The 13,070-nt window shown below is 37.8% G+C and carries 12 protein-coding genes; 1 reads left to right on the top strand and 11 read right to left on the bottom strand.

Features of this window, described 5'->3' with window-relative positions; all coding sequences use genetic code 11:
• Positions 1-779: 779 nt before the first annotated feature.
• The 5 genes from mprF to IGK27_RS00120 form a co-directional block, all read right to left on the bottom strand.
• Positions 780-3,371, bottom strand: a complete 2,592-nt coding sequence (gene mprF, locus IGK27_RS00140) for a bifunctional lysylphosphatidylglycerol flippase/synthetase MprF (RefSeq protein ID WP_010830570.1) — start codon at positions 3,369-3,371, stop codon at positions 780-782.
• A 190-nt stretch (positions 3,372-3,561) separates the two neighbouring features.
• Positions 3,562-3,942, bottom strand: coding sequence for a RidA family protein (locus tag IGK27_RS00135; protein ID WP_002356039.1), 381 nt, complete (start codon positions 3,940-3,942; stop codon positions 3,562-3,564).
• Between the two features lie 99 nt (positions 3,943-4,041).
• Complete coding sequence (locus IGK27_RS00130) at positions 4,042-5,256, bottom strand: MalY/PatB family protein (protein ID WP_025191598.1); 1,215 nt, start codon at positions 5,254-5,256, stop codon at positions 4,042-4,044.
• Between the two features lie 14 nt (positions 5,257-5,270).
• Positions 5,271-6,839 carry a maltose/glucose-specific PTS transporter subunit IIBC gene (gene malX, locus IGK27_RS00125; RefSeq protein WP_002378674.1) on the bottom strand — a complete coding sequence of 523 codons (1,569 nt, stop codon included), beginning with the start codon at positions 6,837-6,839 and terminating at the stop codon, positions 5,271-5,273.
• A gap of 148 nt (positions 6,840-6,987) precedes the next feature.
• Positions 6,988-7,758 carry a MurR/RpiR family transcriptional regulator gene (locus IGK27_RS00120; RefSeq protein WP_002387434.1) on the bottom strand — a complete coding sequence of 257 codons (771 nt, stop codon included), beginning with the start codon at positions 7,756-7,758 and terminating at the stop codon, positions 6,988-6,990.
• 197 nt (positions 7,759-7,955) lie between these two features.
• On the opposite strand from IGK27_RS00120, the gene IGK27_RS00115 reads away from it, so the two are divergent.
• Positions 7,956-8,159 (top strand): hypothetical protein, encoded by a 204-nt coding sequence (locus IGK27_RS00115; protein WP_002381332.1) that lies wholly within the window; start codon positions 7,956-7,958, stop codon positions 8,157-8,159.
• Between the two features lie 45 nt (positions 8,160-8,204).
• Here IGK27_RS00115 and IGK27_RS00110 read toward each other — a convergent pair whose 3' ends face one another.
• From IGK27_RS00110 to IGK27_RS00085, 6 genes are all read right to left on the bottom strand, one after another.
• Positions 8,205-8,732 (bottom strand): HdeD family acid-resistance protein, encoded by a 528-nt coding sequence (locus IGK27_RS00110; RefSeq protein ID WP_002356034.1) that lies wholly within the window; start codon positions 8,730-8,732, stop codon positions 8,205-8,207.
• Positions 8,733-8,979: 247 nt separating this feature from the next.
• Positions 8,980-9,357, bottom strand: a complete 378-nt coding sequence (locus IGK27_RS00105; protein ID WP_002356033.1) for a DUF956 family protein — start codon at positions 9,355-9,357, stop codon at positions 8,980-8,982.
• Positions 9,358-9,518: 161 nt separating this feature from the next.
• Entirely contained in the window at positions 9,519-10,430 is a 912-nt protein-coding gene (locus tag IGK27_RS00100; protein WP_002356032.1) for a PTS system mannose/fructose/sorbose family transporter subunit IID, read from the bottom strand.
• A gap of 22 nt (positions 10,431-10,452) precedes the next feature.
• Positions 10,453-11,256 (bottom strand): PTS mannose/fructose/sorbose transporter subunit IIC, encoded by an 804-nt coding sequence (locus IGK27_RS00095; RefSeq protein WP_002356031.1) that lies wholly within the window; start codon positions 11,254-11,256, stop codon positions 10,453-10,455.
• Between the two features lie 34 nt (positions 11,257-11,290).
• Positions 11,291-12,283: a mannose/fructose/sorbose PTS transporter subunit IIA gene (locus tag IGK27_RS00090; protein WP_002356030.1), complete on the bottom strand. Its 993-nt coding sequence runs from the start codon at positions 12,281-12,283 to the stop codon at positions 11,291-11,293.
• Between the two features lie 234 nt (positions 12,284-12,517).
• The gene (locus IGK27_RS00085; RefSeq protein WP_002385473.1) at positions 12,518-13,030 is read right to left on the bottom strand and encodes a mannose/fructose/sorbose PTS transporter subunit IIB; all 513 of its coding nucleotides are present in this window, start codon (positions 13,028-13,030) and stop codon (positions 12,518-12,520) included.
• Positions 13,031-13,070 lie beyond the last annotated feature (40 nt).

The raw sequence follows: 13,070 nt of genomic DNA, 5'->3' as shown, positions 1-13,070 counted from the left end.
TCAAAATTATGAACGTAACAAAAAAGATACACAAATTAGCGATTATAACAATAACTATCATAAAAAAATTAAATTCTCCGTTTGAAATATTTAATAGTTTTGACGACTCTTCAATCATTTTTAATAGCTTATTATCTTTTTCTGTAAGAGTAAAAAATAAAAAAATATTTGAAACAAGGTACGGTATAAAAAATGCAAGTATCGACCAGTTCCACTTCTTCGTATTCAATTGGCTCACCTACCTCATCTAAGTTTATAGCAAAATAGTTATATTCTGATTCGTTATGTAAAACTAAAATAATTAAATGCACCTACTGCTTCCAATCGCATTCCTAGTGAGGCATTTTCTACCAAAATGGCTAATTATTTATCATCATTGTAAAACATCTTGATTAATTCTAATTTTGATTTAGTTAACCCTAGTCCATGAATTTGAATAAAACAGCTCGACATTTTTACATTACAGGCCATTCTGATAGTGTTCTAAACAATATTCAATTACATACTTAGCCAAATTATTCACTTGAATACTTAACTTCTGGTCTTATAAAATTATGTTCTTTCTGTTTATCGGCCTTACTAATCTCAAAATTTTACGTTAAATATCGACATAACGAGATTCCATATTAAAAGATAAACAACTGTCATTCTAATTAAATTCTAATAATACGCAAACTTAATGTCAACCATTCTTTAATAAAAAAATATATTCTTTGATTAATAATTTGTGATAAATAAAAAAGTTAGACCAAAGTCTAACTTTTTTATTTATATTAGAGTTAAATTTCAGTCATTGCTTCTTCCACAAGCGAAACACTTTGATGTCTTCCTTTCGTAATCAACAAGGAAAGTTGCACAAAAGCAAAGAGTACACTGGTCCGCTTAGGATAAGCAAAATAACGTGGTTGCCAACTAGTGACATATTGTTCTTTGCGCTTGCGTGTATCTTGAAACGCATAAATTTGATAACTATACTTGTAAAAAATATTAACAAAGCGTTCTTTTAAGAAAGAGTACTTGCTCTCCCCTACGTTAGCCAACGGCGCCATCCCAATATCAATTAATTGATAGCCCTGCTGTTGATAGGTTTCAATAAAATGAGTGAACAAATATTCTCTAGTAAAAGCGGGTGCTTCTGAACGAATACGTAACAAATCATACGAAATACTTTTGCCTTTTTCCATTTCTTTTCCAGTAATGAAACCGATGACCGTTTGTTTCTGTCTCACCAAGCCCACGCTACTGCATTTCAAGTACTCGGGATCCAACCGTCCACCAATAAAGTAGCGCTCTTTTTGATTCCGTGACCAGTCCGCAGAAACTCGTTCTAACTCTTGATATAAGGCATCACTAATCGTTTCGGGATAAAATTCAAACTGAAAATCCGCTGCTTCTGCTGCTATTTTTTCAGTCACTGTTTCCGTCCAGGCTGTTTGATTCACTGTTGACGGCTCATCAAATTGAATCAAGCCTTCTTCCCCAACTTTCATAAATTCAAAGCCGCAATCGTGAAGATTCATAACATATTCTTCCGAAATACGATAAAAAACTAATTGATAGCCTAACAAATCAGCTTGATCCATAAACGCCAGTGTCGCCGCTGTCCATTTCTCTCGTTGCCCAATCGGATCCGCCAAGACAAAGCATTTATTAAACTTCATTTGAAACCCAAAAAGTACTTGATCTTCGCCTTCTTCTTGGTAATAAAAATGACCATAATCCTTTAAATACAAAAATTGACTGCCTTCGTTGCCACCAAATTTTTCCAAAAAGCGTGTCAACCGCGCTTCCTCAAACCCCTCACCTAAAGTAACAGTTGTTTCGGCTAAATATTGATACAAAAAGAATAAACCAATCAAGGAAATACTTAAACCAATCAATCCGTTAAACCAAACATCATCTGACGGAAACAACAAAAAGTGATTGATAACTTGATTGCCACCAGCTGGTCGTGCGGCGTAATAGCCAGCAACCGCATAACCGATAAACAAGCAGCCAAACAAAATACTATCTACCGTTAAAGCGCCCCATGAATAAACAAACTTTTCACGATAAAATTCTTTACGAGCCAAAATAACCGCCAATAAAATAACAGCATAAACAGCAATCAACTGCCACGAAGTCGTTCGTGCCACCGTATTTACAATACAAAATCCTAGTAAAATAATTGTAGGCCAATAAGCTTTTTTCACTTTCATAGAAATGCCTCGAGCTAAACCTAATAACAAGAATCCTACAAATAAATTCAATGTTTGATCTAAAAAATTAAAAGAAAAGGGAAGTAACACTTGGAATAAACGACTGACATTCGACAAATTCGTCACAGTCGACAATAGAACCATCATAATCCCTGCAAAATATAACGCCGCCACCAAAATAAAATGCGCCACTTTTTGTGAAAATAACCGAGGTAAATTATCAAAAAATTGATTGACTTTCATGCCTGCTTGTTGCAAGAACAAAATAACTCCTGTCATAAAAGGCGTCACATAATAAAACAAACGATAATACAACAACCAGACGACCGCTTGTGATCGATCAATCCCTAATTGTGACAAGCCCAAAATCATTAAGACATCAAACGTTCCCATACCACCAGGAACCATGGTTAACATCCCGATTAACGTAGCGATAACAAACATTGGGTAAACAGAAACCATCAAAACTGGCACCTGCATCAAGCGACCTATCATTAAGAAAGCAAACATCCCACCTAGCCATTGGCCTAATGAAGCGCCGAATAAAAGGAGCACCGCTTTTGGAAAAAATGTTTTAAACAATGTTCGCCGTTTTAAATACGTGAAAAACCAGAGCGCTGGCGCAATCAGGCTGCCCAGTAATAACCAAACCCAATATTCACGAAAAACATTTTGGGTTCGAATAAAAAATAAATCAACAAACGCCACAAAAGATAAAATAGATAACCCTGAAATCAAGAACAGAGCAACTTTTGAGACCGTTGCTACAACCTTGCCCCGTGGTACATCTTTTCCGTAAAAATTAATCCGTAGCGTTGCCCCAACCACGCCGCCAAAACCCGCTAAGTTATTAATGGTATTAGTGACCCAAGCCGAAGTTAACCAATCCATTCGTTTCATTGGTGGCTTACCTTCTTTTTCCAATAATTTAACGACTACATAGTCATAAAGGAGCATCGGAATAACCCCAAATAGTCCTGCCAAGACCATACCAATTAAACGCCCCGTACTTTGTTGTTCCATCGTGGAAAAAATATCCGCCCAGGTCATGCCTTGAGCGATATGTGTCACTTGGTTAGCCACGAAAACTAATACAGAACCAAGAAAAATTAGTTTCAATAATAAACTGTGTTCTTTCAACCACTGCGTTAGTTGGCTAATATTTTTTTTCATCTTATAGCCTCTTTCATATCTCTTTTCTATTCATTTAACTTTCGTTTTATCGATTTTCTTCCATGGTAGCCTATTTGCTGAAAATTTTCCAGCACGGCTAGACATTTTGGCTGAATCGTATTGTTTTATTGAAAAAAAGAGTGAGAAAAAAATCTAAGACGATTTTTTTCTCACTCTTTTAACTGTATTTTTACGCCACTACTTCTGCGATAATCTCAATCTCCACCAACACATCCATCGGTAATTTAGAGATTTCAATCGTTGTGCGTGCAGGATATTCCGCACTAAAATACTCAGCATAGACTTCATTGAATGCCGTGAAATCCGCCATATTTTGTAAATAGCATGTCGTTTTGACTACATGAGCAAAATCACTACCAGCTTCTGTTAAAATCCCTTGAATATTTTTCAGTACTTGATTGGTTTGTTCTTTAATCGTTGTCCCAACCACCTTGCCTGTTTCAGGATCCAGTGGAATCTGACCAGAAGTAATCAATAAACCATTCACAATTTTTGCTTGTGAATATGGCCCAATTGCTTGTGGTGCTTGCTTTGTTTTAATTGTTTTCATTTCTTTTCCCCCAGTAAATGACAAGTTGTTACTTTTTGTTATTTTATTTGTTTCTATTTTTCCATTGTACTGCAACCATTTTCGGAATGCTATCTTTTCTCAATTATTCCCAAGCGCTGATGCTGTGCCATCCTTTTGTAAAACAGCTTCAAAACCTTGGCGCATCCTTTCAAGTCCCTCGTGTAGTTTTGCTTGCGAACAGCCAATATTTAACCGTAAAAATCGTTGTCCATTACCGCCATAAATCGAGCCGTCCATAATGGCGACTTTCCCCACAGAAACTAAAGCCTCTTGTAAGCGGGCCACATCTGGAACTGCCGCTGATACATCCAACCACATTAAGTAAGTTGCCTCCAGCTCCGTCACTTTAATTTTTGGCAAATATGTCTGTAAAAAATCTTTCACGTAACGTTGGTTCTCCGCTAAATAATCATTCAACTCGTCAACCCAAGTACCACATTTTTGATAGGCCGTCATGGTTGCTAGCATTCCCAAAATACTTGTTGATGATAAACCATCGGCGTTTTTTAATTTGAGCTGAAAAGCGTCACGTAATTCGTTATCTGGAATTAAGGCGTAAGCAAAAATCAGCCCTGGAAAATTAAAGGTTTTCGTGCCACTGGTAATAATGGCAGATTTTTTATAATTAAATTGCGTAATTGGTCGATGAACATGGCCTTTATTAACGATATCCATATGAATTTCATCAGAAAGTAAAAACACATCATACTGTTGGCACAATGAAACTATTCGCTCTAATTCCCATTGCTCCCAAACACGTCCTGTTGGATTATGCGGGGAACATAAAAGCAAACAGCGATTTTCTGGTTGCGCTAGTTTTTTTTCTAAATCAATAAAATCAATGCTGTAGCGCTTCTCTTGATAAAGCAGTTCATTCGCCACTACTTGCCGCTTATTTTCCTGAATAACTTTAAAAAATGCATCATAGGCAGGTGTTTGTAAAATAATGCCCTCCCCTTCGTTAGTCAATAATTGAATCAAAGCAGAAATACCATAGATAACGGTCGGGGTATACATAATCCAGTGTTCTTCAATCTTCGTCTGGAATCTTGTCTGGTACCACGTTTGAATTGCTTCTTTTAATTGCGGATGGTTCCACCTCGTATAGCCAAATACTGGATGGTTCAAACGCTCCTGTAATGTTGCCAGAACTGCCTCTGGCACAGCAAAATCCGTATCGGAAATAGTGAAGGGAAGCAAGTCCGCTTCCCCAAATCGGTCTTCTACAAAATCCCACTGTGTACAATACGTTCCTCGTCGATCAATTGCTTTATCAAACGACACACTCTTCACCTTCTGTCTTTTTTCTAACCTAAAATCATCTCTAATTGATTACGGACCGTTGTCACTTTGGTTCCGATAATCACTTGTACATTCTGCGCATCTAAATGTACAACGCCTAAAGCCCCTAATTGCTTTAATTTGTCATCATCTACTTTATTAGCATCTGCTAACACTAAACGTAAACGCGTAATGCAATTATCAATAGCTTGAATATTCTCTTGCCCACCCAAAGCCGCTAAAATCCCAGGCGCATCATAGCCACCCGTTTTCTTATATTGAACTTCTTGATCGGTATATTCAGTCTCATCTAAGACCTTGTCTCGTCCAGGTGTTTTTAAATCAAAGGTTACAATGACTGTTTTAAAGACGAAATAATAAACAACAAACCAGATAGCGCCGACAATGAGAACCCACCACCATTTTGTATAAGTTCCTTGTAACAAGCCAAAAATAACAAAGTCCAGTAGCCCGCCATCAGTGTTCCCAATCACAACACCTAATAAAGCCATTACCATGAAACCTAGACCAGTCATAATGACATGAAACAGCCATAATAATGGACTAATAAATAAGAATAAAAATTCAATTGGTTCTGTAATGCCAGTGATAGCCGTAGCAATTACACCCGAAAGGAGTAAGCCTTTAATCTTATGTCGATTCGCCGGAGCTGCAGTATGATACATCGCAAGCGCCGCCGCTGGTAAGCCAAAAATAAAGGTCGGCATTTTCCCTTGTGACAAGAAAGCTGTTGCGCTTGGTGAAATCGGTAAATTATTTTGCAATTCTGCATAGAAAATATTTAACGCACCAAACACTTCTTTGCCAGCCACCACCGCTGAACCCCCTGCTTCAGTAAAACGAATCATGGAAACCAAAATATGATGCAACCCAAACGGTAACAGGAGACGTTCCCCTGAACCAAACAGAAAAGGCCCAAAAATACCAGAACGTTGGATAAGTTGGCCAATCGCCATAATCATTAGCGCGAAAAGTGGCCAAACTAACGGAATTACTAAGCCCACGAATGCCATCACTAATGAAGTAATAATTGGTACAAACCGTGCGCCAGAAAAAAAGGCAAAACTATCTGGTAGTTGCACCGTATAAAATCGATTATGCAACTTATAGACAATAAGCCCAGCGATAATTCCACCAAGAACACCCATTTCAATCGTTTGAATCCCAAAAACCATTCCTTGGCCGGCTTCCCGCAACTGCTCAGGATCCACGAGGCGATTCGTCTGCACTAAATAGAAATTAATCGCTAAATTCATCACCGTATAGCCTACGAAACCTGAAAACGCAGCAATTCCTTTTTCTTTCCGAACTAACCCCAACGGAATGGCCATTGCAAACATGACAGGTAAATAGGCAAACGCAAAACCACCAATTGTCGACATAAATTGGAAAATAATTTTTACTGCGGGCTTTCCTAAAAACGGGATCGTTTCAATCATGGATTCACTGGAAAAAGAACTTCCTAATCCCAACAAAATCCCCATAAAAGCTAATAAAGCCACTGGCAACATAAACGTTTTACCTAATCCTTGGAAAAACTCCCAGAAAGTCGCTTTCTTTTTCTTTACTGCCATTTCTTAACTCCTCCATTCATTCTTTACAAAACTAAAAATGATTGCGTTTACATTCATTGCCCTCATTATAACTAGCCCAAAACAAAGAAAAAAGAGGCTACACTCTTTCTGTATCCCCTTACATCATTTAGTATGGTGTTGCATAAAATTACCGCGGCTGCTTTGCCTCTGCATACATTAATAAAACCGTATCGAACAAACAAATGACAGCAATTCTTGAACTTAAATCCACGCGCTGATGATAACGTGTCGTCCCTTTGGCAAATAACGTCGTCGTCGACAATTTTTCCAAGGTGCTTCCTTTAGTCGAAATCAAACTAATCATCGGCACTTGCTGTTCCTGCGCTACACGTGCATACGCTAAAATCCCCTTAGTTTCTCCTGTATAACTGACAAAAATGGCTAAATCCTGTCCATCCAGATTCTTAACTGCTGCCGCTTGTTCATCCCAATCAGATCGTGCATAGGCTTTTTTTCCTAAAAATGTTAGCTTTCGTGCAAAATCAGTACAAATAGGAAAACTGCCACCAACACCGAACACTTCAATCGTATTCGCACGCTCAATCATTTTAAGCATTTCCGCGACTTTGGCTTCATCCATTTGTTGAAAACTGTCTTGCACATTGGCGATCAACTGTTGTGTAATGGCTTGAAAACTACGACTATCGCTTTCTGTGCTCTCGCTCTGCACCGATTGGACGATCGCGTATTTTAATTCTTGGAAGCCTCGATAACCTAAGTGTTTTGCTGTTCGAGAAATAGTGGCTGTTGAGACAAACAACGCCTGCGCCACCTCATAAATGGTTTGTGAACTAATTTCCGTCATATGCGTCAAAATATAATCCAGTACTTGATTTTCAATTTTACTTAAATGATTTCGTTTCTTTTCTAACAAAGCGATTAATCCCTCAGTCGACATCCAATCCCTCACTTTAAATCCTTTTTTATAATTATACACCAGAATATTCTGATTATTTCAATAAGAAAGTCCAAAATAACCAACAGCGGCTCCATCATTCGCCAGAGAAAAAAATCAGCCTTCCGATGGAGGTGCTTGTTGCGCTTTCTTGCTATACTCTGTATATAGAAAACAGGAAAAATTTGGAGGTAGTACGTATGAATAATCAACGACCAATGTTTATAAATATTCTTTTAGTGGTCCTTTTATTTTTAGTTGTCGGTTCACTCTTTAGTGCCGTTGTCGGTATCGTGGGAAGCTTATTGTGGCTAGCAGTAAAAATTTTAGTTCCCGTAGCGATTATCGTGTGGCTTGTTCGAACAATTTCGGGAAATAATGGCAACTGCCGCCGTCGTTATTAAAAAAAACAGGTTTTCCTTTTCGGAAAACCTGTTTTTTTACTTCTTTTATCTAAAAGCATATACAATATTGCTAATACCAAACATCATAAAGTAGAAGCCAACTAAGAAGCTTAGAGTTAATGCTGAAGACAATGGATTAAATAATAACATTACACCTAAGATAATCCCTAAAACGTCAACAATTAATGTGAACCAGAAGTAACCTGTGCTTACTCGTTTAGCAAAATCTAAAGTAAATAAGCCGAAAATTGAGTCGAATAAAAACCAAATTGCAAAAACAAATGGTAACACAGCGACACCAATATTTAAGTTAAACAATAAGTAAACACCAATTAGGATATCAATAATCCCTAAGATGATTGGTGCATAAGCTTTGTAGCCTAGCAATTCTTTCATACGATTACGTACAAAAATTTCGAAAATCCCTTTAATAATAGCAAAAATCGCAAAAACCATCACAATGGCAATTAAATTACCGGCAGGATTTTGGAAAGAAATTAATGCAGTCAGAACAAATAGAATTCCTAATACTAATGAACCCCAGTCCATTCCATGATGTTGTCGTTGTTCCATGACACTCACTCCTCTATAAAATAATTTATTACACTTATTATGTTACTACTATTTTACAAGGTGTCAAATATTTTCATCGTGCTTTCTGAAAACCATTTCAATGATAACTCCATTAAAAACAACGTATCACTTGATTGTCTCTTTTTTGGTGCACAATTGTGCCTTTTTTGTATAAATAAGTCCCTCGTTTTCCCACAAAAAAACCGCTACTTTTTCATCTAGTTTATAAAAAAGTAACAGTTATAAATTATTTTTTCTTTTTCCCAATCGAGAGAATCCCTCTTTTTATGACATCAAAGAAACTCAAAGATTGGACCATATGATCTGGGTCAACATATTCACGAATAGCTCGTAACACTCGCTTCGGCTCTTTTGAAGCAAACGTATACGTCCCATTTTTCTTGGTTTGAATCGCATAACGAGGAATCCATTTTCCTTTGAACATTACTGAAGCCAACACGTAATCGACTTCTTCCCACGGAATTTGGATAAACTTACGTGGATCTTTGGCATGGTAAAATTCAAACCCGCGGTCACCTATCATAATTTGTCCATAATCTGTTAATCCTGTAAATGCCGTCGCATCTATAACTAAATCAACTTTTGTGTTTAATGATTGTACCATGTTATCTGCTCCATTTCATTCGACTAATTCCTCTTTATTATACGTTTCTTTCCTGATCGAAACAAACAAAATTACATCTTTGTTTAAAAAAGCGGAAGAAAAGTTTCTCGACTTCTCTTCCGCTTTTTTTGATTAGAAGTAATAAACTTACCTCGTCATTCTTATAATAAGCCGATTAAGTGGCCGACAACGCCGACTACGAATAAACCAAGAATGATAACGATTGGGCTAACTTTTTTCTTCAATAACCACATACATAAGAATGTAAGTAGTAGTGGTGCTAGACCTGGAATCAATTGATCTAGGTTATCTTGTAAAGTAGTAACTTTCGTTGGTGAAAGCGCCAAGCCTTGGTTCACTTGTTCAAAGGCTTTATGCATTCCTTCACCGCCAGCAGGAAGTTTATCCCACTCGATATAAGCACCTTTGTCTAACTTAACTTGTGAGACAATTGGTAAGAACTTAATCGATACCCAACGTTGAACTAATGCGGCCAGTACGAACATCCCTAAAATAGAAGCACCTTTTGTAATATCTTGTAGTAAACCACCTGAAAGGTCATCAGTAATTTTAGAACCTGCTTTGTAACCAAACTCTTGTGTATACCACATGAATGACCAACGAATTAAGTTCCAAGCAACGAAGAATAAGATTGGGCCTAAGATGTTACCACCCATTGCTAAGGAAGCACCTAAAGCGCCTAACATTGGACGAACAGTAAACCAGAAAACTGGGTCACCGACACCGGCTAAAGGACCCATCATCCCAACTTTAACCCCTTGAATCGCTACGTCATCAACTGGTGCGCCATTGGCACGTTCTTCTTCCAAAGCTAATGTTACACCAAGGATTGGTGAGGCAATGTATGGGTGTGTATTAAAGAATTCTAAGTGACGTTTTAACGCCGCTGAACGTTCTTCTTTCGTTTTATATAATTTTTTGATTGCTGGAATCATTGAGAATGCCCAGCCGCCGTTTTGCATACGTTCATAGTTCCAAGAACCTTGGATAAATGTTGAACGCCAAGCTACAGCTAAACGATCTTTTTTAGTTAATTGAATTTTTTCTGCCATTTTCTTTGCTCCTCCTTCAGAATTAGTAGTCGTTTAAAATATCGCCTAATGGGTCGCCAGAGTTGCCTCCGCCATTTGAGTTAGAAGAACCGCCCATTTTAGATAAGTTCAAGTAAATAAGAGCTAAAGCGACACCTAAAGCACCTAATGCGATTAATGTTAATTGAGAAATCGCTGCGACTACGAAACCGATAATGAAGAATGGCCATACTTCTTTTGTTGCCATCATGTTGATTACTAATGCATAACCTACGGCAACGACCATACCACCACCGATAGCCATACCATCAGTTAACCAAGCTGGCATTGATTCTAAGAAATTACGAACAGTGTCAGCAGGAATGAATAGTAACGCACCTGCTGGAATCGCAATACGAATACCTTGTAAACATACAGCGAAAATGTGTAACATTTCAACTTGTTTAATGTTGCCTTTTTCAGCAGCCGCATCCATCATGTGAACGATTGGAACCGCAACTGTCCGAACGATCATTGTTAAGAACAAACCTGCAACCGCTAAAGGAACTGCGATGGCAATCGCTGAAGGAACACCTTTAACACCTTGGCCACCTAAAACTAAAATAATTGCTGAGGCAACAGATGCTAAAGCGGCATCCGGTGCAACGGCAGCCCCGATGTTCGCCCAACCTAACGCGATCATTTGTAAAGTACCACCTAAAACAATTCCGGCTTCTAAATTACCAGTAACTAATCCGATTAATGTACATGCTACTAACGGTTGGTGGAATTGGAACTCATCCAAAATCCCTTCCATACCAGCTAGAAAGGCAACGAGTAAAACTAAAATAATTGATATAACAGACATGATAAGCCTCCTATTTTGATTTGTATTTGGCGAGTTACGCGTTTGCTAACTCATTTTTTGCTTTTTTCAAAATTTCGTCCATATTCGCTTTTGAATCATTTGGCACTTTACGCACATCAAATTTGATGCCTTTGGCTTTTAATTCATCAAACGTATCAACGTCTTCTTGACCCATTGATAATACTTTGCTTACAACGACTTTTCCAACAGAGTGAGCCATTGAACCAACGTTTACTTCTGGGATTTCTACGCCGCCTTCAACCACTTTTAAGACGTCTTCAGGATTTTCAAATAATAATAATGCTTTTGTATTGCCAAAACGTGGATCTTTCGCTACTTCAATCATTTTACTGATTGGAATAACATTGGCTTTTACTCCTGGAGGAGCTGCTTGTTCGATTAATTTCTTACGTAAGTCATCTTTTGCAACGGCATCAGAAACAACAATAATTCTGTTTGGTTGTGTTGCTTTTGTCCAAGCTGTTGCTACTTGACCATGTAATAAACGTGAATCAATACGTGCTAGCACAAATTTAATTTTGCCATCGCCAACAACTGTACCTGGTGGTAACGAACCTTTTGGCTGTGCATCTTCTGTCGCAGCAGCTTTTGGTGCTTCTGCTGGTTGTAACTCTTCTGGTTTAACTTTGACACCATCTTTTGCTGTTTCAAGAATATGTGTCGCAATTTCTTGTGCTGATTCCATAGAGAAACGAGAAGCATATGCTTCAATAACCATTGGTAAATTCATACCTGCAACGATTGCCCATTTGTCTTTATGATCTTCTAACAATGAGTTCGCTTGGTTAAATGGTGTTCCTCCCCATAGGTCAACTAAAAATAGTACTTCGTCTTGATTGTCAAACGATGCAATGGCTTCTTGCATTTTTGCTTTTACATCATCGGGACCTTCGCTAGGCATTAACGTAACTGCTTTTACATTTTCTTGTTCGCCAAAGATCATTGCACCAGATTGCAAGATCCCTTCAGCAAATTCACCGTGACTTGCTAGGATAATTCCTACCATTTTTATACCTCCTGTATAATTGATGTTTTTTTTCATGGTTGTACTGCTAAACGCTTTCACTTTTTGAAAAAAATCAGATAAATCAGATTCTGACAAAAATAAATGAAAAAATTTCAATAGTTCTTGATTTTTTTCAACATCAGCACTTGCCTTTATCAATACAGTTCATGAAGCAATGATGTTGGTCCTAGGCCACCACATCCTTTCAATGTCTTTCGTCTGTAAAAATTAACGTCAGCTGGCGTTATTTTCTTTGCTACGCTCTTTTTTCAGTAAATCCATCAAATTCACTTGGCTGTCTGCTGCGACTTTTCGAATTTCCAATTCAATACCTTGTTCATTTAAAAACAGAAATGCTTTTAAATCGTTGGCATCCACTGCGACTGCATTCGTAATCATTCGCTTGCCTGTGCTGAAACTCATTCCGCCAATATTCACAGAAGTTAGTTGTACACCGCCTTCGACCACTCGTTTCACGTCCAAAGGATTAGTGAATAACAACATGGCTCGAAACGAATCAAAACGAGGATCAGGGTAAACATCAATCATTTTTTGAACAGTGATGACATTTACTTTGACACCAGGTGGAGCAGCTTGAACCAACAAGGCTTTTCTCAAATTGTCATGAGCAACGGAATCACTAACCACTAAAATGCGATTAATGTTCGTCAATTTTGCCCAAACAGTTGCTACTTGGCCATGAATTAATCGATCATCAATTCGAGCTAAACGAATATCCATTACCATCGGGAATGCTCCTTTAAATTCATTTTTAAAGGTTAGGACC

Source organism: Enterococcus sp. DIV0236, assembly GCF_050558525.1.
GTDB classification, from domain to species: domain Bacteria; phylum Bacillota; class Bacilli; order Lactobacillales; family Enterococcaceae; genus Enterococcus; species Enterococcus faecalis.
Note: the sequence above shows the minus strand (reverse complement) of the source record. Positions and strands in the feature narration are given on the sequence as shown.